We start from the raw sequence: 24,617 nt of genomic DNA on the forward strand, positions 1-24,617 counted from the left end.
GGTGCGAAAGCATAGAATCGTTACGTTTAAAGACGCAGCATATTACCGTCAGGAGGAATATGTCAGGACATTCCAAGTGGGCCACTACCAAGAATAAGAAAGCTGCTATCGACGCCAAGCGCGGGAAGCTTTTTGCCAAGCTGATCAAGAATATTGAGATCGCTGCCAGGACTGGCGGCGGGGACCCTAACGGAAATCCCACACTGTATGATGCGATCGTTAAGGCGAAGAAAAGCTCTGTACCAGCTGACAACATTACCCGTGCAGTAAAGCGCGGTTCCGGTGAGGAAGCCGGCGGCGCCAATTATGAAGAGATCGTCTATGAAGGCTATGCCCCCGGCGGAATAGGCCTGATAGTGCAGTGCCTGACTGATAACCGTAACCGGGCTGCGGCAGATGTGCGCTCAACGCTTTCAAAGAATGGCGGATCGCTCGCCGAGAACGGTTCCGTCAGTTTTAATTTTGAGCGTAAGGGGCAGATCGTCGTCCCCTCTGAAGGTGTTGATTTCGATTCGCTGTTTGATATGGCAGCTGAGGCGGGTGCCGAAGATGTCGAGAATAACGGCGACACCTATATCGTCACAACCGCGCCGTCGGATGTGGTAACAGTCCGCAAGGTGCTGCAGGAGTCAGGTATTGATTATGATTCTGCTGAAACAACACTTGTGCCGTTGAACGAAGTTGATCTGGATCTTGATGCTGCTGTTAAAGTGAACAGGCTTATCGATGCTTTGGATGACCTGGATGATGTCCAGAATATTTATGCCAACTGGACTGCTTCAGACGAGGTGCTGCAGCAGCTTGAGGATGCAGAATAGGCAATGATCATCTGCGGAGTCGATCCCGGTCTTACGCGATGCGGAGTCGGCATAATAGAAGCCGGCAGTGCGCGCCGGCTTTCTTTTATCCATGTGGACGTGATACGCAGCTCCCCGCAGGATCCCCAGGATATCAGGCTGCTTGCGGTATTCAACGGCCTGTCGCAGAAATTTGGCACTTTCGTTCCGGATGTCGTGTCGATTGAGCGTGTTTTTGCTCAGGAGAACCGCAATACCGTGCTTGGCACCGCGCAGGCTGCGGGGCTTGCGATGGTTGCTGCTGCGCAGCGCGGTATACCCGTAGCGCTGCATACCCCGACTGAGGCAAAAATGGCTGTCACTGGCAACGGGCAGGCCAATAAACCCCAGGTGCAGGCTATGGTCGCCAAAATACTGTCCCTGAATGAGCCGCCTTCGCCCCCTGATGCCGCAGATTCACTGGCCTTGGCGATATGCCACGCCCTGCGGCCGTCAGGCGCTATCCAGGGCGGTGAGAGGGAACAGCATCTTACTGCTGCACAGAAACAGTGGACAGATGCGGTGCGCAGCCTGAAAAGCAAAGGTGTCCGCCGCGACATGTAGACTATCGAACATACGTTCGAAAACAGGTGGAGTGCAGAATGATAGCTAGCCTTGAAGGAGACATCCTTGCTGTTGATGCCGACAGCATTGTTATTGATGTGAATGGGCTCGGTTTCAGTGTCCGGATGTCATCGCGCGATACGGCACGCCTCCATGCCGGCCAGCATGAGCGCATCATCACGCAGATGACAGTATCGCAGGATGCTATAGGGCTTTATGGGTTCACGGATACCCCTTCGAGAAAACTGTTCATGCAGCTTCAGAAAGTCAGCGGCATAGGGCCTAAAGTCGCTATGGCTATACTGTCAACATTATCTGTGCAGGACCTGTCAGCGGCAATACGTGATAATGATGTCACTGCCCTTACCAGGGCGCCCGGGCTTGGGAAAAAAGGCGCGCAGAAAATAATCCTTGAGCTGCGCGGTTCGGTTGACCTGGAGCTTTCAGACGGGTCTGCGCAGGAAGGTTCCTCGCCGCAGTCCGATGCGACAGACCATAATATCCAGCAGGTGGTGCTTGGCCTTGTCTCCCTGGGGTGGCAGCAGAAAGATGCTTATTCAGCAGCTAAAACAGCTGTCGGGCAGCTGGGCCTTGAAGAGCCTCTGGGCGATGACGATGTCCCCCGCGTTCTGAGGGCAGCCCTGAGCGATCTGGACAGGGGGCGTTAATGGCATCCTACAATAATAACCAAAACAGAGGGCCTTCTTCTGACAGCTGGGCTGCATCTGAGGAAGGCTGGCAGAACCCTGATGCTGCCGAAGAATCGCTGCGTGTTATTTCTGCCGTTCCGCAGGATAATGAGGGGATCAGCGATGAAGAGCTCCGTCCGCTGTCTCTGGATAACTTTATCGGACAGCCCCGGCTGAAGGCCCAGTTGGCGCTGTTCCTCAATGCTGCACAGAAACGCGGCGTTCCTCCTGACCATATACTGCTTGCAGGCCCCCCGGGGCTGGGCAAAACGACGCTTTCTATGATCGTTGCAAGGGAACTGGGGGTACCGATCCGTGTAACGTCAGGGCCTGCTATCCAGCATGCGGGCGATCTCGCCTCTATCCTCAGTTCCCTTGATGAAGGCGAAGTTTTATTTATTGATGAGATCCATCGCCTCCCCAGGGCAGCAGAGGAACTCCTGTACATTGCCATGGAAGATTTCCGCGTAGATGTTATGGTAGGAAAGGGACCCGGCGCTTCATCCATACCTCTGACGCTTCCGCGTTTTACGGTTATTGGCGCTACGACCCGCGAAGGTATGCTCCCTTCCCCGCTGCGCGCGCGTTTTGGGTTCACTGCCCATCTTGACTATTATCCCAAATCCGAGCTGGAGCTTCTGGTGAAGCGTTCTTCAGCAGTACTCGACCTGTCCATTGACGATGAAGCTGCCAGAGAGCTCGCAGTACGGTCAAGGGGGACGCCTCGTGTGGCCAACCGCCTTCTGCGCAGAGTGCGTGACTGGGGGATAGTCCACGATCTGGGCATGATCGATGCCCAGTCTGTGATCTCTGCCCTGGAGCTGTACCAGATCGACAAAGAGGGGCTTGACCGCCTTGATATTGCAGTCCTGAATGCGTTATGCAGGCAGTTCGGCGGCGGGCCTGTGGGCCTGAATAATCTGGCTGCTATGGTAGGTGAGGAAGCGGAAACCGTGGAAACCGTGTGCGAGCCGTACCTGGTCCGCGAGGGGTTCCTCATCCGGACGCCACGCGGGCGTGCCGCAACTAAGAGAGCATGGCAGCATCTCGGGCTTACGCCCCCTGAAGATGATGTCTCAATTTTGTTTTAGAATTTACTGAGGTAAGTTAGCCGTTCGCAGTTACTGCGAATTCCCTGAATGGGGTTCCAGCCAGGGCGCTGGCAGATCGAAATAGGAGTTTTCATGAATAGCTTCCAGCCTTCAACATTGATCCTTCTTGTGCTGATCATCCTTATGATCGCCCTTATGTGGTGGACGTCACGCAAACAGAGGTCCCAGCAGAATAAAATACAGGATTTCCGAAAGGCGCTGAAACCGGGTGATGAAGTTGCTACCGTAAGCGGGCTTCTGGGCACTGTGCGTTCCGTTGACCTTGACCATGATGAAATAGTTATTGATTCTGAAGGGTCACTGTCCAAGTGGAGGATACAGGCGATCACCGAGCCTCCGGTGCGTCCTGCATATATTTCTGATGATGAAGTCGATGAAGAGGGCAATCCGCTTCCCAAAAAGGAAGACGGGACCGGCCAGGGTAAGACGGACAGCACTGATACCACGCCTTCAGAGGACGCGGATCAGAAAAGCTTTGAAAGCCAGCCTTCCCAGACGGATGGCAATAACTAAATAAACCTTCGCGGAGGATAGCACATGCCAGCAAATGATATCAGCTTTTCGCCGGTTGCAGGAGTATCCGGTGAAGATGCTCAGTATCTTGGGTCTCTGATCAGGACTGTCCCGGGATTCCCTTCGGAGGGTATACTGTTCAGGGATTTCATGCCTGTTTTTGCTGACCCGCGGGGTATGCGCATCCTTGTTGATGCATTAGTCAGTTCGCTTCCTGTGCCTGCGGATGATTTCGATTATATCGCGGGCCTTGAGGCAAGGGGGTTCCTGCTGGGCACGGTACTCGCCCAGCGCCTGGACAAAGGATTCATAGCAGTTCGGAAGGCAGGGAAACTGCCTCCTCCTGTAATCAGCCAGTCCTATACGCTTGAATACGGCAAGGCAACTATGGAAGTCGAGAAAGGGCTCGTCAGGCCGGGCTCAAAGGTGCTTATTACGGATGACCTTGTTGCAACAGGAGGTACGGCATGGGCTGCAATGAAGCTGTTTGAGTCGAGCAAATGCGCTGTTGCCGGTTTCAGCTTTGTTATGAAGCTTGACGGCCTTGACGGTTACGACCGCATTGCAGGATATCCTGTATCGGCGTTATTCTCTATGCCTGCTTAAGCCGGATGCCTATGATGAGTGAACGGAAACAACCGCATCCCAGGACAGCACAGTCTTCAGCAGGCGTTTCAGGCAGCCCTGATGTGGAAAGTGGGACAGCTGGCGGCCCTTTCCGTCCCGTTCTGAGAGGTATACTGACTGCAGCCGTATCTTATGGCCTGTTCGCGGTTTCCGTTGTTCTCCTCACCTCGCTGTTACTCCTCATTATAGGTATGGAAACGCACACACAGCCGGCTAATTATGCAATGCAGGTGAGTGCAGCATTCCTTTTGCTGTCCCAGGGGATTGGGATCACCTATGCAGGGCTTCCTGTAACTTTTGTGCCATTAGGGTTCATTTTTATCTGGATCATCCTCATCAGGGCATGCGGACGGCGTTTCCATATAGACCCAAGAGGATTCCTGGCGGGAAGCTGCGTATGGATCATTTTTACCGCTGTCCTGCTCTGGAGGGCGCAGGATTTCGTCGCAATAAGCATCTGGCGCGCTGTACTGTACAGCTGGCTGGTTTTTGCCTGCGGCTGCCTTCTCACTATTGACAGGAAATCTCCCCTTTTCCGGCGGGCGAGAAAAAGCCTTATGCAGAAGACTTCTGCGACTTTGCGCAGGACGGTCCTGCTCGGTATAAGACTTGCAGTGCGTTTTCTTATTGTCCTTTCTGTGCTTTCATTCGTTACCGTACTGATATGGATAATACTGAATTTCCGCTCAATGGGCAAAGTCATGTCCTATGTTTCCATGGGGCCGGCGTCAGCAGTTATCACGACCGCAGTGAGCCTTGGCTGGCTTCCTAACCTTATGGTCTGGGCATTATCATGGCTGCTAGGCTCAGGTATTGTTATCGGTAATGTAGGGGTATTTACTTTGTGGGAAAGCGGATCAACGGCTCTGCCGGTCATCCCCGTTTTCGGAATACTGCCGAAATCGCTGTCATCCCAGAACGTCATTATAGCCATTCTTATTATCCCAATCATCATTGCTTTTCTCCTGGGGCTTCAGACCATATCGTCGCGCAGAGGATTCAACCTTTTTTCCGGGAGGGATATCAGGCAGGAGGATACGGAGCTTAAGCTGCCGGGTATCATAGGACAGGCATCCCACGACGGCCATAATGATGGGGAAGAGGCAGGTTTGGAGACAGCTGCAGATCCGGATCCGGGTGCGGACCAGGAGGATCATGGCACCGCCAGACAGGACTATCCCCGTTCCGCGGCTGTCGGGACTGCTGTCATAGCGAAGCTTGTTGATTTCGCCTATGCTGCAGGTGCTTTTGTTGTTGCTATTATCACAGTTATCTGTGTAAGTACCCTGTTCTATATGCTGTCATCGGGTTCACTGGGTGTAAAAAATCTGGCATATGTTGGAGTCAACCTGTCTGATTCCCTCAGCGTTACAGGAAGGCCGCTGGTGTGGGGGCTTCTGGCGTCATGGCTGCTGTCCCTTGGCATTGTATGCGGGCAATATCTGTTTGACTTTCTGGGGATGAAGAATAGGGGTAATAAGGATAAGGATACTGCAAACTCAGCAGATCCCCAGAAACCTCACAGTACCGGAGAAACCGCTCAAGGAGGGCATAATGGCTGATCCGCACCGTCCCATACACAGGGTTATCGTCTCTGTTTTCGATAAAAAAGGCCTTGAGACGCTTGCAGAAGCATTCATAGCTGCCGGCACAGAAGTTGTTTCTACCGGTTCGACTGCGCTGCGGCTTGAGGAACTTGGGGTAGAAGTAACTCCCGTAGAAAAAGTGACGGGGTTCCCTGAAAGCCTTGACGGCCGCGTAAAAACACTGGATCCGCATATCCACGCCGGGATACTTGCCGATATGGAGAACCCTGGCCATGCCGGACAGCTGGAAGCCCTAGGCATAAAAGCTTTTGATGCGGTGATAGTCAATTTGTACCCTTTTGCTCAGACAGTACGGTCAGGGGCCGGCGAGGCAGCTGTTATTGAAAAGATCGATATAGGCGGCCCGTCCATGATCCGCGGTGCCGCAAAAAACAGTTCCAGTGTTGCAGTTATCACTGATCCTCAGGATTACTCCCTCGCTGCTGAACGTATATCGGACGGGCGCGGGTTTACCCTACGGGAACGGCGTGCTCTGGCTGCGAAAGCATTTGCCTGCACTGCGCAGTATGATGCCGCTATTGCGCAGTGGTCGCGCGGACAGTGGGGCGGCCGGACTGAAAAAGGTGAAGGCGGAGAAGCTGAGGTGCCCGCAGTTTATCCAGCTGCCTACACCCGTACATGGGATCTGGCGCATACTCTGCGATATGGCGAGAATCCGCATCAGAGTGCGGCACTGTATTGCGATCCTCTGGCACTCAATAATTTTGCCCATGCCCGGCAGCTTAACGGCAAACCTATGAGCTATAACAATTATGTTGATGCTGATTCAGCGTGGCGCAGTGTGTGGGACTTTCCGCACCGCATAGCCGTTGCCGTTGTCAAGCATTCGAACCCCTGCGGCCTGGCGATTGGTGCGGACGTGGCTGAGGCACATCGCAAGGCCCACGCCTGCGATCCTATGAGTGCCTACGGGGGTGTTATTGCAGCTAACAGTACAGTGACGCTGGCAATGGCCCGGCAGGTCAAACCGGTATTTACTGAGGTAATAGCGGCACCCGGATATGACCCGGAGGCACTTGAACTTCTTAGAACAAAGAAGAACCTGAGAATACTTGAAGTGTCCGCACCGCCGGAAAATACACAGCAGCTGCGGGTGATAGACGGAGGGCTCCTTATCCAGTCGGAAGACCATATTGATGCATATGGGGATGACCCTGGCAACTGGATACTTGCCGCAGGGCAGGCCGCTGACGGCCAGACGCTTGAAGACCTGGAATTTGCATGGAGGGCTGTACGCAGTGTAAAATCCAATGCTGTCCTTATTGCCCATGATGGTGCGACAGTCGGCATTGGCATGGGGCAGGTTAACAGGGTAGATTCCAGCCAGCTTGCTGTTACACGGGCAAATACGCTTGCTGACGGGGCAAACCGCACCAACGGCGCAGTTGCGGCTTCCGATGCATTCTTCCCCTTCCCTGACGGGATGCAGATCCTTGCGGAGGCCGGGGTAAAAGCTGTTGTACAGCCGGGCGGCTCGATCCGGGATGAAGAAGTATTCCAGGCGGCACAGGAAGCCGGTGTTACGATGTACGTGACAGGGACGCGCCATTTCTTCCACTGATCCGGGTTATTGCTTAGGTATCCGCATAGATTATAACAGTTTAAGAGGTTATATGGGCCGCAGAAAACAGCATCCTTTTGTTTCTGAATCGCAGGAAGGCAAGCCGTGGTTTGAATGGCTTCTTGCTGCTATGGTGCTTTTGGCATGTGCAGCAGTATTTTTCCGGTATGCCGCAGCAGGGACTTTTATTATTGCGGGGACATCCATTATCTCGGCGATAATACGTCTTGTTATGCGCGATAAAAGCCCGTGGAAAGTGCGTTCAGCAGGGTTTGACAGCTTTATCGGCCTGTCTTTAGGGGTTGGGCTGATCATTACGTATATCAGCATTATGATGATCTCATAGTTTTATAGTTGTGGGGAGCCTATAACAGACTCCCCACATAAAGAGTTATGGAATATTACTGCGAAGATCAGCTCTCGGAATCAGGTTTTCCCTCAGCATCCCCGTCAGCGGCATCATCCGTATTGCCGTTTTCGGAGCTGTCCCCGGTATCGGCCTGTTCTACGATGATCGTTGTCCCGCCGGTACTGTCTGAGCTATCCTGCTCCGCAGTGTTATCAGAGCTTTTATCAGTCTCAGAAGCCGGGGCATTCTGCTCTTCGAACTGGATCTCCCGGTAGATTGCGTCGTCATTGGCGTGGACGGAATCGTGGATGATCACGACAAGGGCCGCTACCGCTGAAGCCAGAAGGGCAGTAACCCAGAACACCCATAACTGTTTAAGCGGGGACGGATCAGTAAGCCCCTTTATCTGGGCAAAAATAGCGATGCCTGTAGAACGGGCAGGGTTAAGGCCAGCATGGTCGAACGGGTATGTAACCAGAGCCCCAAGGCCATAAACCATTGCCATAGCCATACCGTATTTACGTGTAGCAAGGCCGTTATGGTTTGATGTTGCCAGGTAAGCTGCCACGATCACAAGGACAGCGATGACTTCAAGCACGATAGTCCAGCGCATATCGAAAGTTGTCAGATTCGAGTAAACGGTAGGCAAAGAAAGGAATTGCTGCGTCCCCTGGTCATACAGGTTAGCCATATGCGCAATGAATCCTACACTTGGGAAGCCGGTGTTTGTTATCGGTGTGGGCGCCATGAATACCGCTATAGCTGCGGCTGCAGCCCCTCCAAGCAGCTGAGCGATGATATACAGCAAGGCATCAAGCCAGCTGATACGTGCTGTCAGAGCAGCAGCAAAAGTGACTGCAGGGTTTATCTGTCCGCCTGAAACTTTCCCGAAAACAATAGCGGTTGTGCCGTATGCTGCAGCGAGGGTGAGAGCTGCTACTATAGCCATGAGTCCAGGGATCTGATTGTTTGCAGGGCCTAACAGCCCGGTAACAATAAGCGTTATGAATATAACGAAGAAAGATCCTGCGAATTCTGCGCCAACCCTCACAGGCAGCGATGCCGGGGCATGCTTGGGTCTGTCAGAAGAATATACCAGGGTTTCAGTTGTATCAGTCATATATTTCCTCAGTTTTCTCGAAAGGTGATCCGGCAGCCTCTGCTGATATTCAGCACGGGGCAGGCCGAAAATTACAAACCGTTATGACTGGAAACATCATAGCAGCTGCGCAGCCCAAAAACTGAAATGCGGAATGACGGTATCCCGTGTAAAATTATAGTGTTCGATAAATCAAGGTAACGGTCACGTTGGGAGAACGATGCCACATCACTACAGCCGCGCGCAAAAGGCGCATCAGGAATCTCAGGAAGGTATCCGCCTTCAGAAAGTATTAGCCCAGGCCGGTTTCGGCTCACGCAGGAAATGTGAGGTAATGATAACTGACGGCCGTGTTGAGGTTGACGGCGATCTTGTTACTGAGCTCGGGGTGCGTGTTGATCCGCAGCATCAGGAGATCAGGGTCGACGGGTCGCGTATACATATTTCCGATAAGCATATAACGCTGGCGCTGAATAAGCCGCGTAAGGTGCTGTCAACGATGGATGACCCTAAAGGGCGGTGGACTCTGCGCGATATCGTCGGCGATAAATATGAACGGATTTTCCATATGGGAAGGCTGGATTATGATTCCGAAGGCCTTATCCTTATGACGGATGACGGTGAGCTGGCCCAGCATACCATGCATCCCAGGTATGAAGTTGAAAAAACATATATTGCTACCCTTGAAGGGCATATTGGGGGGAATGTGTGCCGTCGTCTGGTGCGTACAGGCATACAGCTTGATGATGGATGGATAAAACTTGACCATTGTTCGATTGTCACCCAGAACAGGGAGCGCTCGGTCGTCAAGGCAGTTATCCATTCAGGGAAGAACCGCATTGTCAGGCGTATTTTTGGGGCTGCCGGATTCCCGGTTACACAGCTGCTCCGTACACAGATTGGCCCAATCCGGCTTGGTGACCTGAAATCAGGGTCCTACAGGGTGCTTTCCGCTGCAGAAGTCAATGCATTGCATAAGGCGGTAGGGTTATGATAACGGTTGCGATCGATGGGCCTTCCGGGGTCGGGAAGTCCAGTACTTCCCAGGCACTTGCCCGGCATTTCGGGTACGCATATTTGGATACGGGGGCGATGTACCGTGCAGCGGCATGGTGGTGCCTTGAGCAGGGTGCTGACTTGAATAACCTTACTGAGTGTGATGAGCAGCATATCACTGAACTGGTTTCACAGTTCTTTACCGAAGGCCATTTTTCAATCTCGCTTGACCCTTCGCATTGTGATATTTTCAGCGACGGTAAAAGTATAGATACTGATATCCGTTCTGCCAGGATATCTTCGCAGGTCTCGGCAGTATCCTCTATAATCCCGGTACGGCATCTTCTGATTGCAGCGCAGCGTGCTTATATTGATGCGGAAAAAGCGGAGGGGTCTTTTTCTCACGGTGCCGGGATCGTTGCTGAAGGGCGCGATATTACCACTGTTGTTGCCCCTGATGCTGACGTGCGTGTCCTTCTGACTGCACGTGAAGAAGTACGCCAGGCACGGCGTGACCTTCAGCGCAGCGCCGGCTCCGCAGGCTTCGGCACGGGCAGTAATTTTGATATTTATGGCGGCAATGCCGACAAAGATGATATTGCTGCGCGGGATGCTAAAGACTCAAAAGTCACAGCGTTTATGCATGCCGCTACGGGGGTCACTACTGTTGATAATTCTGATCTGACTTTCGAGCAGACCCTTGAAAAGCTTATAGGGCTGGTTAATGAAGCAATAGACAGCAAACTGTACGACGATTATATCTCCCAGCTTGACGGGTACGAACTAGAAGAAGATGATAAGGCCCTTATTACTGATGGGCTGTCCAACGATGGGGAAGCTTCCGGGCAGGATGATGCCGCGGTCGGCGTGATTGCGGTTGTGGGACGCCCGAACGTGGGGAAATCCACGCTTGTCAACAGGATACTCGGGCACCGCGCGGCAATTGTTGAAGATACCCCGGGTGTTACCCGCGACAGGGTCTCTTATGATGCTGAATGGGCCGGCACTGACTTTAAGGTCGTTGATACGGGAGGCTGGGAAAGCGATGTTGAGGGCATAGAGTCAGCTATTGCTTCCCAGGCACAGGTCGCTATCGGCCTGGCTGATGCAGTGATCCTTGTTGTTGATGGCACTGTGGGGCTTACAAATACTGATTCCAGGATAGCCGCCATGCTCAGGGCTTCAGGTAAGCCTGTCACAGTTGCTGTGAATAAGGTTGATACCCTTGAGGCTGAATATGAGGCTGCGGAGTTCTGGAAGCTTGGTTTAGGGGAACCCCAGCCGATTTCCGCCATGCATGGGAGGGCAGTAGGGGATCTGCTTGACACTGCTTTAGCTATGCTGGAAAGGGCTGAAAACAGGTCCGGGTATCTGGTCCCGGAAACTTTGCGGAGGGTTGCCCTCATCGGGAAGCCCAATGTCGGTAAATCTTCACTGCTTAATGAGCTGGCCCATGAGGCACGATCCGTAGTCCATGATGAGGCGGGGACTACACGCGACCCTGTTGATGAGATCGTCACTATCGGCAATGATGACTGGCTTTTCATCGATACTGCAGGGATCAAAAGGCGCCTGCACAAACAGACAGGCGCTGATTACTATTCAAGCCTGAGGACGCAGGCGGCTATAGAACGTTCTGAGCTGGCCCTGGTGCTGTTTGATGCATCCGAGCCCATATCGGACCAGGATCTGAAGATCATGAGCCAGGCTGTGGATGCCGGGCGCGCCATCGTCCTCGTATTCAATAAGTGGGATAAGCTTGATGATTTTGGCCGCCAGCGTCTTGAGCGTTTGTGGGAAACCGAATTTACCAGGGTTTTGTGGGCTCAGCGTGTGAATTTATCGGCAAAGACCGGATGGCATACCAACCGCCTTCTTAATGCGATGAATACAGCACTGTCCTCTTGGGATCAGCGTATCCCTACAGGCAAGCTCAATTCTTTCCTGGGACAGCTGCAATCGGCTCATCCCCACCCGCTGCGGGGAGGGAAGCAGCCCCGGATACTTTTTGCCACACAAGCGGCTACGCGACCGCCCCGTTTCGTTATTTTTGCTACAGGCTTTCTCGAGCATGGGTACCGCCGCTATATTGAGCGGTCTTTGCGGGAAGAATTCGGTTTTGAGGGAAGCCCTATACAGATATCTGTCAGGATCAAAGAAAAGAAACGGCGTTCATAATGACATATGGCATTCATGCGACACGAAAGTTAACGGTTGTGATAGTCTGTTAACCGTGCTTGCAAGTATTCCGTTTATTCTGCGGGATGATTGAAAGTACTTAGTTCGGGCCATAGCGCAGCTTGGTAGCGCACTTGACTGGGGGTCAAGGGGTCGCGGGTTCAAATCCCGCTGGCCCGACTGGTATAGCGAAGTGAAGATAAGTGAGAAACCAAAGGGGACAGTATGGTCCGAATTGCGATAGGAAAACTTACAGACAGGCTGAACAGTGAAATATCTGCTGTTGAAAATGAGATAACGCTTGCCCAGCAGCAGATCAACAGCCTTTCTATGTCTCTGTCCCAGCATGGTCTGAGGGGGAAAGCTTTCACGGCTATCCAGGAACGTTTAGACAGTGAATGTCTCGTAGCAAAAGCCCACTATATTTTTTTAATAGAGCTGCTCTCAGCAGACAGGAAGAACCTGCAGGCCTCAGATAAGCTTATTCCGTCAGATATACAGCTGAATGTCGTAGACAGGGAAGACCTTGACAGAAGGATACAGAACCTGAATTCCCTGCAATCAGATTCGTTACGATCTAATAGGACCGGGGCAAACCCTACCTTCGGAGGACGTGTAATCAATCCGCCCAATCCATTTGCTGCTTTGTCGATAGGTAAAATGTTGCGCGCTGTTCTCATGTCAGCAGCAGAAGTAAAAGATATCTTAGAAGAATACCTGTATTCGACAAATAATATCTATGATCCTGTCGTCAGTATGTGTGCTGATAACGGACTGATTTCACGCATTACAAAAGTTGCAGATGCTGCAGCCATGACAGGCAGCTGGAATAGTCCCGGCCTTTCAGCTTTACGATACGAAGTCAGCAAAGCATATAATGATACCCGTATAAAGCAGTCTGATGAAGCTATTGATAACAACGTGAAAGATCCGGGCGAGCGGCAGCGCCTTAAATATACGGCACATCGTGTATTAGCGGATGGCAATATCGCTGCTGAAGAGATCTATCATAACGGCAAACTTGACAGGGATGCCGCGCTATGGTTTTCCTATATGCCGAAAGGCTTCTTCAATGATGAAGATATGGGGCATATAAGCCACGCCCTTTATGCGATGTATGATGATGCCGCTGCCGATTATGCGAAGCATAAGGAGGTAGACAAGAAGTACGTGCCTCAGGGGATAAAAGATCTTCAGTATTTCCTTGATATCCAGATGCATCATGATTATGATAAGTTTGCCCGGGCATTCGATATCTCAACATCCACAGTAAATGGGCAGAGGAATACAGTGGCTACGCCAGCAGCTGGAAGCAGATGGAAAAGTTCTGCTTTTCTTGGTGATTTTGCTGCGTATCTGTCGCGCAGCGGGCAGCAGGATAATGTCTATAAGCCAGATTCCGGCCTGTGGTCCATATACCGTCGCATCCAGGAACGTGTGGCATCCATTGTGACTCAAATCAATGCGATGGCATCCAGAGGGGTCTGGACACGTCGGGGGGACCCCTTAACTTTTGATTTTACCGTGCAAAGCGGGGGTATCGAAAATATTGATGCAGATTATGTCACTGTCAGTGTTAATGGCCTTGTTGGAGATGACTCCTATCCACGTATAAGCGGGGGCAATACCGACAGTGTTTGGGAGAATGTTTCCATGTCTATTGTCGGGCGTCCTTCCGGAGTTTACCAGTTATTGGGTTTCTTAGTCGGGAATTATAATAAAAAAAGTACTGCAGAATTGGATGCTTTAGGGAGTACTCAAAAATGGTTAGTTGAAGAAGGTATGAACAAGTTTATTGAAAAAGCCTTCGTTCACGGCAAGAATATCACTCCGTATATCGGGGCAGTGCTTAGTTTGCTGGACATTGCTATTGATTATGTCGAGGAGAAGAATGATGAATCTGACCGGCAGGCTTTATGGGATAAACTTGTTAAAAATATATCTATATCTAATGCTCTAAGTAAAAACCCCTTCTTTGAGGACTGTTCCATGAGCATAGGCAGCGATTTGAGCTACAGCAGCGATGGCAAAGATGCTCTCAGCTATGAGAGACCTGTATTGAAGGTTGACAGGCTATGGCTGGAGGAGGCTATCCGCCAATATAATACTGAGAATCCAGATAATAAAGTATCAGAACAGGAAGTTTCAAAAGGCCTAAGGAATAACTTCACGGCTGTTGTTAAAGACAGTGCACAGGGAGATACGAATTTTGCTGAGACTACAAAGCCCAAACACCCTCAAACTTCCCTAGGACGTTTTCTTCAATGGCTGAAGCAGCCTGCTAAGCTCAAATACACGCAAGGCGACAAATCTGGTCAATTTGTTCCTCTTTCAAAGACAAAGAGGAACTGGTCTTATATTAAAGATCCTTTCGATGATGCGAGGTTTGCAAAATGAATAGTAGTTTACTAAGAAATATGCGGTATAAGCATGCAGTCTTATTGGGATTGTTAATTTTTATAGTTGCAGTCGGCGTAATTAGTATTGTAATAGCTACCGTTTTGCAGGATAAGCAGAAGCAGGAACAGGAATATCGTAGGCAAATACAGTCTTCATTGCAAAGCCAAGCTTTATTTATGGAGAACAATATTCTTTTAGGGCAGGAGGGAAGGGCTTTCGTAACTAAATATAGGTATGGGGAGGGTGTGGGCACCGAATATAAGAAATATACGTATAAATGCGGGAAGTACTATACATGTACAGGTTTTATTTTCACTGATCGCGCAAAAACTGTTTTGAATAGTGCATTAGGACAGTATTATAATGAAACAGGTATAAAACATACTTTTACAGTACAGCAAATAGAAGAAAGTTTAAAAACTCCTTCATATATTTATAAACGTTTTACTGAAATTGAGGTGTCAGATATTGAACCGCCTCTTATTATCAGACGTTTTCTTCAATGGCTGGCCCAACCTGCTAAACTCATATATACTACTGATAGCGCCAGCGGCAAGCACAAAGCAGGCGATGCGGTTCCGGAAGGCAGGTTTGGCTGCAATTGGGATTATCTTAGAGCGCCATACGATAACACGAGGTTTGTGAAGTGAGTGGGGTGTCGTGGGTTGTGAGGCGTAGAAGGACTGTTTTGACGGGTCTTCTGGTTGTTGTGCTGTTTGTTTTTGGTATAGGTACTGTTGGTTCTGCTGCTGTTTTACAGTATAGGCGGCATGAGGCTCAGGAATACCATCAGCGGGTGCAGAGGTCTTTGGAGGTCCAGTCGGGTAGTACCTGGATTTACCTTAATAAATATAAAGGTGGGGCTTTTGAACCGGATGATCCGCCGGGGAGTAATCCTGATGCTGAGTTTAAGGAATTTGTGTACAAGTGCGGAGGTTCTTATACGTGTACAGGTTTCTCATTTACTGCGAAGGTTAGGCCTTTCCTCAAGGCGGCATTAGAGCAGTATGCTAAAGAGGTTCAGGGTAAAGATATACCTACTATCAGGAAGATTGAGGATAGTGTGGGCCATCCTGCTTATGTTTTTGCCCCTTATGATTATTCTTCAGGAACCCCTAAAACCAGACCTCCGGCCAGTGTAAAAAGGTTCCTGTCATGGCTGGCCCAACCTGCTAAACTCATATACACTGTGGACATAGGGGATATTTATAAAGCAGGGGATGAGGTCCCGGAATCTTATAGCAAGAACAATTGGCAGTATATTAATTATCCTTCGCCTGGAACGAGGTTCGCAAAATGAGCAGCGAAGACAGGCGTTACGAATATATGCAGAAACTGTCACATGAACTTGACATGCAGCAGGACGGGATCGATCAGGAGCGCAAACGCCTTATCCGTGAACAGCAGGAAACTGAGGACTACTTCCAGGAAGTCCGTATTGCTCTGAACGAGGAGCTGGATAAGCTGCCTCGCCGGTTTTCTTCTCAGATCCAGTCCTGTATTGACAGTTTTGAAGCAGAGGTGCGTGAAACTGAAACACAGTTTGACAGCAGTCTCCAGTATCTGAAAAAACTTCGTAGTGATATTTACGATGATTATATAAGAAAGAGGGATTCATACCATGCCGAGTGAAACAATAACAGTATCGGCTGATAACGGCGCAGGCGCACTCCAGGCCCTTGGCAATGCTGAAGAGTATGGCTCATTCCGCCTGAAAGGGCTGGCGGAGGCCTCCGTCTCTGTCAAGGCAGCGTCAGACCACGATAATATGGCAGATACTGTTTCGCATGCCATGTCTTCATTCGCTGACGCCCGGGTGCAGGACAGGAAAGCTATCTCCAGTGCGGTCGCGGCCCTTGGCAATGCAGACAGGGTGGCTGCATACCATATATTAAGCGGGGAGTAACAGGAAAACTGGTAAAACAGCTGCGCCGCGACAATTCTGGCTGCTTTTTTGCTTATCTGAGGATTATCCGTTAAAATTGGTGAGGTTAATCCTGATGAGAGGTATCTATGACTGGTAAGTCCTTTGAAGCATGTGCGCAGAAGATGCGCGACAGTGAAATGAGCGAAGTTGCCGTTGAACAGTTCAAAAGGCTGTATGATGTGTGGCAAAACGATGAACAGGAATGGATCCGTGAGTCAGAGATAGAACCGATGGACAACATCCGCCATATCGGCGATATCCATGATACTATAAGCCACAAGGTAACAGGCAAAGCCCTCGCGAAGACGGCTATGCTCAAGCTCAACGGAGGGCTTGGCACATCAATGGGGCTCCAGGGGCCGAAATCCCTTCTTCCCGTGCGGCGCCATAAAGCACGCCAGATGAATTTCTTGGATATCATCCTGGGGCAGGTGACTACTGTGCGCCAGCAGCAGGGGGTCAAGCTGCCGCTTACATTTATGAATTCGTACCATACGTCGAAGGAATCTATTGCGCGGATACGCCGTAACCGTAATTTCCATCAGGACGAGATCCCTATTGAATTCCTTCAGAACCGTGAACCCAAGATTGTAGGTGCAACGGGCGCACCCGTATCGTTCCCCAGCGACCCTGACCTTGAATGGTGCCCTCCCGGGCATGGGGATGTTTTTACGTCGCTGTGGGAATCAGGGCTGCTGGATGTCCTGCAGAATGAAGGGATGGAATATCTGTTCATTTCCAATTCCGATAACCTTGGTGCCCGGCCTTCAAGCACAGTTTCAGGGGCATTCGCCCAGTCAGGCGCATCGTTTATGGTCGAGGTCGCGCGGAAAACTGATGCCGACCGGAAAGGCGGCCAGATCGTCCGCAGCAGGCAGACCGGCTGCCTTATGCTGCGCGAGATGACGCAGGTGCATCCGGATGATAAGGAAGCTGCAACGGATGTCAATATCCATCCGTTCTTCAATACCAATAATATCTGGGTCCGCATCAGTGCGCTGAAGAAGCTGCTGAAAGAGCATAAAGGCATATTGCCGCTCCCCGTGATCCGCAACCTCAAAACTGTTGACCCTACTGATCCGTCTACCCAGAATGTGATCCAGCTGGAAACAGCTATGGGGGCGGCAGTATCGCTTTTCGAGGATGCAGTATGCGTAGAGGTGAGCCGTTCCCGTTTCCTTCCCGTCAAAACGACAAATGACCTTGTTATCCTGCGGTCTGACCGTTTCCATCTGACTGATGCTTTTGAAATGGAAGACGGGAATTATATCTTCCCTGATATTAATTTAGATACACGGTATTATAAGAATATCGAAGACTTCGATGAGCGTTTCCCTTATTCCGTGCCGTCTCTTGCTGCAGCGAATTCCTTCACCGTTGAAGGTGACTGGACTTTCGGCAAGGATGTCCACTGCTTCGCAGACGCGCATCTGTCCGATCTGGGGAGGCCGTCATATGTGCCCAATGGAAGCTTCGTAGGACCTCAGGGGATCGAGTCAGATTCATGGCAGTAGGGCAGGGATGCTATAAGCATAAAAGAATTTAAAATCCAATGTGTGTTTTGTGAAAAAACATACTAAAATAGAGTAGGAGTGTGCGTAATGCAATGGAAAAATATGTATGCGTATACTTCGGCCGGAGAATTATAAATTGACAGTGAAAGAAAGTACAACTCGAGGACATATGGCTGAAGGACCAACGAACGGCAGGCGCCGGTTTTCCGATAAATGGGGGAAACATGAGCTTGATGTACTCGCCGTGTTATCATCGGCTTTTCCCCAGTGGCTGACATCGCGTCAGATTGCGCAGCGCGTTAAAGCTTATGCTGATTCTTATGGGGAACTGGCAGATCAGGCTGCAAAAGCTGCATTTGCAAAGCAGTTCCAGCGTGACCGTGCCAAGCTGACGGCGATGGGTATAGCTATTGAATCGCGCCAGCCCGAATATTCGTCAAAATCTGAAGGGCAGGATTTTGCTTCTTACCGGCTCCAGCTGGGTGATGAGCCGCGCATCATGACCCAGTTCAAGCCTGAAGACCTGCCTCTTCTGGCTGCTGCAAATTATCTGGCAAGGTCGGTCTTTGCGAATGAACAGGAAAATGCTCAAAGGGCAAAGGAAATCCAGCACAAGAGCCGCAGCACGCCGCGCCTGGCGCAGACCCCTACGCCTGGGCTGGGCCTTGACTCGATCGCACCTGGCCTGGGGACTCAGAAAATACCGGAAGTCCTCACTAATATAGTTGATTCACGCCGGTTCGCTGCAACAGTTGAATTTGAGGGTGAAAATATCAATGTAGCATATACTGATTCCGATGATCTCGCTTCGTATATGCTTGACCACCCTGGTTCCCTTATCATTGAGCCTATAGAGGCGCGTGAAGCTTATAAGCGCCGCTTGTCGGCAGCGAAGGGATTTGAGCTGGCAGACCTGTCAGAATCCAAAGATGCGGTACCTGCGTCGCAGATCGAAGTCATGCCTGTTGATGAACTGCAGATAGACGATGATGAGCTTCCCAAGAAGCAGCCGACTGTACAGACAGGCACAGAAGTTGACCGGCGTCTGCATCTTATGCTTTTCCTGTCTGCGCATCGGGGGGAAGAATACTCTGTTTCTGAACTTGCGGAGCGTTTCATTGGCGCGCCGCGGACCTCTGAAGAGCAGAGGCGTTTTGTCAATACGATCCGTAAAGATATCGGTACTCTGACAACGGTTTCGGACGATGGGGAAGTGGCCGGCAGCCAGTTCTTCGAGATCGACTGGCCCCTTCTGGAGGAGGAAGGCATCGTCAGCGCTACTAATTCCCTCGGACTCGAACGCCTTGCAGGGGTCTCGCCTCAATATATGAGTATGCTGACCGCATCGGTAAGCTATCTGGCGCATTCGCCTCTTATGCCTGATATCGACCGCAGGCAGGCAATGGATCTGTATAACCGGCTGCATGAATATTCACGGCCCGGACAGACGCCATGGCTCAGCCTGACGGGTTTTGAGCTTGCTCCGGCGAGTTTCCCCGTTATCAAGCACGCTATAGAACATGACCAGCTGCTTGATATGGAGTACACTGACGGTTCAGGGCGTACCCGCAGACGTCTCGTGGCTCCTGCCAAAGTCTTTGTGGATGAGGGCGTGTATTATCTGGCGGCGTGGACCGGTGTTACAGATAAAGACCGTAAGGACCCCCCTCAGAACCCGCCTACGAAGGAGACACAGGTTTCCGCCCGCAAGCGCCGTAATTCGCAGTCCCAGAACTGGCAGACCCTGCGCCTTTCGCGCATAGGCACTGTTGAGGCGGTAGAGCCAAGCCATCATGTTGAGATCCCCGAAGTCCCGCTGTCGGAGCTGCGGGAATGGAATTTTGAGAACGGTACCCAGGCGGTATTCATTACCAATCAGAAAGGGATGCCGTTTATCAAAAACCTGCCGGGGGCGACGGTTGAAGATACTGAGGACGGGCAGAAAGTCCATCTTATCATTTCTTCCGACTCGTGGTTCGTCGCATTCTGTATCGCGCATGCACGCCATATCAAGGCAGTTGGGCCGAAGACCCTCCGTTCTATGATCACTGCGCGCGCTGACAGGGAGCTGACCCATATTGAGCAGCAGGAAGAAGCTGATGCTAAACGGCATGAACATCACAGAAGGAGAAACTGATGCCAGGCTGGGGATGGGCAATACTTGTTATTGCAGCGCTGACAGTTTTCATACTTGGCGTTGTATACGCCCTGCTGCACCTGAAGGATGCGCTGGGCAAGGTTTCCGGGACTGCCGGGCAGGTGCAGTCGCGGATTTCCAGGATGATGGAGAATAAAGGACTGGAACAGCGGGATATGGTCCCGTCATTCACAAAGACCATCCGTGAGAATGCTGACGCTTACTCTCAGGCACATGCAGGTATTATTGAGCGCAGGCGGAGGCGTTCCCAGCGTCACCAGGATCAGTGGACAGCCTGGGCGGATTCTACCCGTGAAGATACTGATAGGCTGGCACAGCAGCTCAATATATCTGATAACGACTAAAGAAATTAAAGAGGCACCAGAAAGCCTGCAAGGGGAGGACGTATATGCCGGATACGAGGGCTGCTGCATGCAAATGGAACCATCCTCCCCGGATAGGCATAGTTACGAACCCCGCAGCTGATAACGGCAGAGGGAAGAAAATTGGCCCCGCTATCATCAGAAAAGTCTCACACAGGGCTTACGAGCTGGGATGCACAGTTATTGACCTGACAGGCCATTCCCGGGAGGAGTCGGCTCTTAAAATCGGCGGTTCCCTGCAGGATCTGGACATCTTGATTGTTGCAGGGGGAGACGGGATGGTCAATCTCGGGATGAACGCTGTTGCCCATACACGTGTTGCCCTGGGTATTATAGCCTGCGGCTCCGGAAATGATTTTGCACGGAGTACGGGCCTTCCTGTCCACCGTATAGATACCAGCATTGAAGCCGTGTTTGCAAGTATCATGATGTGTTCGTTCGCCCGCGTGGACCTCATCCATGTTACTTCTGCAGATGATGCTATTCCCGATGGCTATGAGGGTGATGTACGCAAAAGGGTCGATACATACATTGCCGGTTCCCTTAACTGTTCTATTGATGCTGCAATCAACCTGCGGGCCAATGCATCAGGCATCCCTGTCGGTAAATTGCGGTATGGATATGCCGGGATCGCTGAGATAAGCCATCCGCAGGCATACGGCTTTTCTGTCAGTTTCACCGACCTGTCCGAAAACCGGCAGCACCTGGACCTGGAAACCCCTCTCTTCGTTATCTCTAATGCGCCATACATGGGCAGCGGCATCAAGATATCCCCGTATTCGTCAGTGACGGACAGCACACTTGATATGGTCTGGGCAAAATGGATGCCCACACCCGTTGAAGGGATGCGCGTTCTGTTCCGGGCATACAGCGGCGCACATCTGAGCGAGCGGATCATTGGATGGCAGCAGATCAGAAGTGCTGAGCTACGGTACTCAGGCAGTTCTGCGTACCCGCCTGTACTTATGGGTGATGGGGAAGTTGTCGGCGAACTCCCCGTAAAGGCCGAATGCGCCCCCAGCGCTGCCAGGATGCTTCTTCCGCCAAGGATTGCGAGGTCGTTCCAGCAGTGACGCATCATAAACACTATAAAAACGCACGCCATACAGCAACGGATACATCTTCCTGCAATGCCGGGCCCAGTCCCGCGCAAAAATACCAGGCTTTCCGGGAGCGCCGCAGACAGGAAGGCACAAGCGCGGCACAATTTGCACAGTCGCTTCCGTTCGGGCTTGATAAATTCCAGCGGCGCGCCCTGGATGATCTTGAATCCGGGAATAACCTTCTTGTTGCAGCGCCGACGGGTGCGGGGAAAACTGTTATTGCTGATTTTGCTATCCATCTGGCCCAGCAGGATAATGTAAAAGCTTTTTATACAACCCCTATAAAGGCGCTCAGCAACCAGAAATACCATGAGCTGGCAAACAGGTACGGTCCTGACAAAGTCGGCCTCCTTACAGGCGATATATCAATAAATTCCCAGGCCGATATCATCGTGATGACAACGGAAGTCCTGCGCAATATGCTGTATGAAGATTCAGCCACATTAACAGCGCTGCGTTACGTTATCCTTGACGAGATACACTATCTGGCAGACCGGATGAGAGGGCAGGTCTGGGAAGAAGTCATTATCCATCTTCCCAGAACGGTGAAAATAGTAGGATTATCGGCTACGGTGTCCAATGTTGAGGATTTTGCCAGATGGATAGAATCTGTCAGGGGAGAGACCTCCCTGGTCGTTTCGGAAAAACGTCCGGTACCCCTTATCCAGGAAGTCCTGCTTCAGCACGATCAGAAAAAAGAGCCCAGGCTTGTCAGCCTTTATCTCAACGGTGATACGTCCGCAGTCAATCCCGAGCTGACAGCCCTTATAAAGCAATGGGACCATGAAGCGGTACGCAGCAGTGCCGGCGCAGGCGGGAAGCCCTATCGCCGCGGCAGGGGAGGCGGGGCCGGCACATCCTGGCAGGGCAGCCTGAAAGATACCCGTAACAGGCCTGCAGCCCGATACACACCCAAACGGTGGGCAGTCGTTGATGAGCTTGATTTTCTGGATATGCTGCCCGGTATCTATTTTATATTTTCACGCAACGGCTGCGATAAGGCTGTTGAACAGTGTATGCGTGCAGGGCTGCAGCTGACAGGCGGTTCTGAGGCCCGCAGGATCCGGCGTATTGTTGATTCTATGGCAGAGGGGCGTATCAGCAGGGATGATGCCAGGGCTTTAGGCTTTGCAAATTTCAGGAATGCGCTTGAACAGGGGATAGCCCCGCACCATGCAGGGATGGTAGCTTTATACAGGGAAATAGTCGAGAAACTGTTTGAGCAGGGGCTGCTAAAAATCGTTTTCGCAACGGAAACACTTGCCCTGGGGATCAATATGCCGGCTCGCTGTGTAGTCGTTGAAAAGCTCGAGAAATTCAATGGCGTATCGCATGAAACGCTGTCGCCCGGCGAATTCACGCAGCTTACCGGGCGTGCGGGGAGGCGCGGGATTGATTCTGTCGGTTATGCCATAGTTGTTGACCATCGCGATTTTGAACCGTCAACAGCAGCGGCGCTGTCGTCAAAACGGGTGTACCCGCTGCATTCGAGCTTCCGGCCGACGTTCAACATGGCCGTAAACCTTCTTAACTTATATGATGCTGATACAGTGCGTTCAACATTGGATCATTCTTTTGCACAATGGGAAGCAGCAAAGGCAGCTGAAAAGCTCATTTCCCAGATCCGGGCCGGCCGTGAGTCCATACAGGGGTATGAAAAGGCTTTCGCCTGTGAATACGGCGATTTTGCTTCCTTTATGCGTTTGCGTATGGAGCTCACTAATGCGGAACGTTCTGAACGGCGCAGGCTTAAGCACACATCTTTTAAGAACAAAAAAGCAAAGGACCGCGCATGGCGCGACCTGGATTCAAAAATTATCAGGCTCCGGGAAGAGGAGCATTCGCATCCGTGCCGGCAATGCCCTGATATCAAAAACCATCTTCGTATAGGATATAAATGGGCCAAGCTTTCCCAGGAGCTGGACAGGCTTGAAGACCGCTACAATTCACGGACAGGCACTGTGTCCAGACAGTTCGACAGGATATGTTCCGTCCTTGCCGGCCTGGGATATATTGAAAAATCGCATGGAGGGGAGTATGCGGTATGCTGCCGGGGCCAGCTCCTGCGGCGGATCTACAGTGAGAATGACATCACTATTGCGCAGGTCCTGATTTCAGGAGTTCTCGACGGGCTTTCACCGGAAGAAATGGCTGCTGTTGCATCCGGATTCGTATATGAATCGCGCACACGGGGAGGATCAGGTTTTCCGCGGCATTTCCCCGGGGGCTCTGGCGGCCGTATTGCGAAGGCAGCTGCCGGTATCGCTGAGATTGATGAAGAGATACGGTGGCAATGTGAAGATGCCGGCCTTGACGATGCCGGAGAGCTTGATTTTGGCCTCTGCGAAGCGATATTTGATTGGACATCCGGTAAATCACTTGCTGAGATACTGGCAGGCACAGAGCTTACCGGAGGCGATTTTGTCCGCAGCTGCAAACGCACGGTGGATATCCTTATCCAGCTGTCCAAAGTCGGAGAATATCTGGATAACCCTTATACCGCAACGGTTGCGCAGAAGGCTGCTGACCTCGTCAATAAAGGGATCGTTGCTTACAGCGGAGTTGACGGGGATTAGGGAATATTGTGTGAGTCGCGCTGTTTTAGTAAAGTTGTTGTGTTACGTAACAAGGAGGCCTTATGGCAGAGCGTTCATTACGAGGTATGAGTATAGGTGCAAAATCGCTGGAGTCGGACGATAACGTGGATTTCGCTGCACGCCATGAAGTCGCTTATGTATGCCCTCAGGGACATCGTACGATCCTTCCTCTAGCTGTTGGCGTTGAAGAGCCGGAAACATGGGAATGCCGCTGCGGACAGATTGCACATCGTGAGAATACTGAAGAAACTGAATCTGATGAATCTGCGAAACCTCAGCGTACCCATTGGGATATGCTTCTGGAGCGCCGCAGTATTGAAGAGCTTTCGGATCTACTGGATAAGCGTCTAGCTATGCATAATGAAGGCTGGATACCGGATTACGAGTAAACAGATAAAGGCCATAATTTATTGATTTAGTAATTT

At 51.3% G+C, this 24,617-nt stretch carries 23 protein-coding genes and 1 tRNA gene; 23 read left to right on the plus strand and 1 reads right to left on the minus strand.

Going from position 1 to position 24,617, the window contains the following annotated elements; genetic code table 11:
* Positions 1–59 precede the first annotated feature (59 nt).
* From ABKA16_RS03115 to ABKA16_RS03155, 9 genes are all read left to right on the plus strand, one after another.
* Positions 60–818 (plus strand): YebC/PmpR family DNA-binding transcriptional regulator, encoded by a 759-nt coding sequence (locus ABKA16_RS03115; protein WP_380998867.1) that lies wholly within the window; start codon positions 60–62, stop codon positions 816–818.
* 3 nt (positions 819–821) lie between these two features.
* On the plus strand, positions 822–1,400 hold the full coding sequence (gene ruvC / locus ABKA16_RS03120; protein ID WP_380998865.1) for a crossover junction endodeoxyribonuclease RuvC: 579 nt from the start codon (positions 822–824) through the stop codon (positions 1,398–1,400).
* Positions 1,401–1,438: 38 nt separating this feature from the next.
* Entirely contained in the window at positions 1,439–2,068 is a 630-nt protein-coding gene (gene ruvA, locus ABKA16_RS03125; protein WP_380998862.1) for a Holliday junction branch migration protein RuvA, read from the plus strand.
* Positions 2,068–3,180, plus strand: coding sequence for a Holliday junction branch migration DNA helicase RuvB (ruvB, locus tag ABKA16_RS03130; protein ID WP_380998860.1), 1,113 nt, complete (start codon positions 2,068–2,070; stop codon positions 3,178–3,180). The genes ruvA and ruvB overlap by 1 nt, the downstream gene beginning before the upstream one ends.
* A 93-nt stretch (positions 3,181–3,273) precedes the next feature.
* Positions 3,274–3,714, plus strand: a complete 441-nt coding sequence (yajC, locus tag ABKA16_RS03135) for a preprotein translocase subunit YajC (RefSeq protein WP_380998857.1) — start codon at positions 3,274–3,276, stop codon at positions 3,712–3,714.
* Positions 3,715–3,738: 24 nt separating this feature from the next.
* Positions 3,739–4,320: an adenine phosphoribosyltransferase gene (locus ABKA16_RS03140; RefSeq protein ID WP_380998855.1), complete on the plus strand. Its 582-nt coding sequence runs from the start codon at positions 3,739–3,741 to the stop codon at positions 4,318–4,320.
* 11 nt (positions 4,321–4,331) lie between these two features.
* Positions 4,332–5,903: a cell division protein PerM gene (locus ABKA16_RS03145; protein ID WP_421671957.1), complete on the plus strand. Its 1,572-nt coding sequence runs from the start codon at positions 4,332–4,334 to the stop codon at positions 5,901–5,903.
* Positions 5,896–7,509, plus strand: coding sequence for a bifunctional phosphoribosylaminoimidazolecarboxamide formyltransferase/IMP cyclohydrolase (gene purH, locus ABKA16_RS03150; protein ID WP_380998849.1), 1,614 nt, complete (start codon positions 5,896–5,898; stop codon positions 7,507–7,509). The genes ABKA16_RS03145 and purH overlap by 8 nt, the downstream gene beginning before the upstream one ends.
* A 52-nt stretch (positions 7,510–7,561) precedes the next feature.
* On the plus strand, positions 7,562–7,855 hold the full coding sequence (locus ABKA16_RS03155; RefSeq protein ID WP_380998846.1) for a DUF3017 domain-containing protein: 294 nt from the start codon (positions 7,562–7,564) through the stop codon (positions 7,853–7,855).
* Positions 7,856–7,922: 67 nt separating this feature from the next.
* Here ABKA16_RS03155 and ABKA16_RS03160 read toward each other — a convergent pair whose 3' ends face one another.
* Positions 7,923–8,978, minus strand: a complete 1,056-nt coding sequence (locus ABKA16_RS03160) for an MIP/aquaporin family protein (protein ID WP_380998843.1) — start codon at positions 8,976–8,978, stop codon at positions 7,923–7,925.
* A 199-nt stretch (positions 8,979–9,177) separates the two neighbouring features.
* Between ABKA16_RS03160 and ABKA16_RS03165 the strand changes: the two genes are divergently transcribed.
* From ABKA16_RS03165 to ABKA16_RS03230, 14 genes are all read left to right on the plus strand, one after another.
* Positions 9,178–9,951 carry a pseudouridine synthase gene (locus tag ABKA16_RS03165; protein WP_380998840.1) on the plus strand — a complete coding sequence of 258 codons (774 nt, stop codon included), beginning with the start codon at positions 9,178–9,180 and terminating at the stop codon, positions 9,949–9,951.
* Positions 9,948–12,131 carry a bifunctional cytidylate kinase/GTPase Der gene (gene der, locus ABKA16_RS03170; protein WP_380998838.1) on the plus strand — a complete coding sequence of 728 codons (2,184 nt, stop codon included), beginning with the start codon at positions 9,948–9,950 and terminating at the stop codon, positions 12,129–12,131. Before ABKA16_RS03165 ends, der begins: the two co-directional genes overlap by 4 nt.
* Before the next feature lie 106 nt (positions 12,132–12,237).
* A tRNA-Pro gene (locus tag ABKA16_RS03175) sits at positions 12,238–12,311 on the plus strand.
* Between the two features lie 45 nt (positions 12,312–12,356).
* Complete coding sequence (locus ABKA16_RS03180; RefSeq protein ID WP_380998836.1) at positions 12,357–14,528, plus strand: hypothetical protein; 2,172 nt, start codon at positions 12,357–12,359, stop codon at positions 14,526–14,528.
* 20 nt (positions 14,529–14,548) lie between these two features.
* Positions 14,549–15,181 (plus strand): hypothetical protein, encoded by a 633-nt coding sequence (locus ABKA16_RS03185; protein WP_421671955.1) that lies wholly within the window; start codon positions 14,549–14,551, stop codon positions 15,179–15,181.
* 38 nt (positions 15,182–15,219) lie between these two features.
* Entirely contained in the window at positions 15,220–15,831 is a 612-nt protein-coding gene (locus ABKA16_RS03190; RefSeq protein WP_380998831.1) for a hypothetical protein, read from the plus strand.
* Positions 15,828–16,163 carry a hypothetical protein gene (locus ABKA16_RS03195; RefSeq protein WP_380998828.1) on the plus strand — a complete coding sequence of 112 codons (336 nt, stop codon included), beginning with the start codon at positions 15,828–15,830 and terminating at the stop codon, positions 16,161–16,163. The genes ABKA16_RS03190 and ABKA16_RS03195 overlap by 4 nt, the downstream gene beginning before the upstream one ends.
* Positions 16,153–16,437, plus strand: a complete 285-nt coding sequence (locus ABKA16_RS03200) for a hypothetical protein (RefSeq protein WP_380998825.1) — start codon at positions 16,153–16,155, stop codon at positions 16,435–16,437. Before ABKA16_RS03195 ends, ABKA16_RS03200 begins: the two co-directional genes overlap by 11 nt.
* Before the next feature lie 107 nt (positions 16,438–16,544).
* Entirely contained in the window at positions 16,545–17,972 is a 1,428-nt protein-coding gene (locus ABKA16_RS03205; RefSeq protein WP_380998822.1) for a UTP--glucose-1-phosphate uridylyltransferase, read from the plus strand.
* Between the two features lie 169 nt (positions 17,973–18,141).
* Entirely contained in the window at positions 18,142–20,109 is a 1,968-nt protein-coding gene (locus ABKA16_RS03210) for a helix-turn-helix transcriptional regulator (RefSeq protein WP_380998819.1), read from the plus strand.
* Complete coding sequence (locus ABKA16_RS03215; protein ID WP_380998816.1) at positions 20,109–20,474, plus strand: transporter; 366 nt, start codon at positions 20,109–20,111, stop codon at positions 20,472–20,474. The genes ABKA16_RS03210 and ABKA16_RS03215 overlap by 1 nt, the downstream gene beginning before the upstream one ends.
* A 44-nt stretch (positions 20,475–20,518) precedes the next feature.
* The gene (locus ABKA16_RS03220) at positions 20,519–21,565 is read left to right on the plus strand and encodes a diacylglycerol/lipid kinase family protein (protein ID WP_380998813.1); all 1,047 of its coding nucleotides are present in this window, start codon (positions 20,519–20,521) and stop codon (positions 21,563–21,565) included.
* Entirely contained in the window at positions 21,562–24,171 is a 2,610-nt protein-coding gene (locus ABKA16_RS03225) for a DEAD/DEAH box helicase (protein WP_381000122.1), read from the plus strand. Before ABKA16_RS03220 ends, ABKA16_RS03225 begins: the two co-directional genes overlap by 4 nt.
* Positions 24,172–24,233: 62 nt before the next feature.
* Positions 24,234–24,581, plus strand: a complete 348-nt coding sequence (locus ABKA16_RS03230) for an RNA polymerase-binding protein RbpA (protein WP_380998811.1) — start codon at positions 24,234–24,236, stop codon at positions 24,579–24,581.
* Positions 24,582–24,617 lie beyond the last annotated feature (36 nt).

Source organism: Scardovia wiggsiae (genome assembly GCF_051045985.1).
Taxonomy (GTDB): Bacteria; Actinomycetota; Actinomycetes; order Actinomycetales; family Bifidobacteriaceae; genus Scardovia; species Scardovia wiggsiae.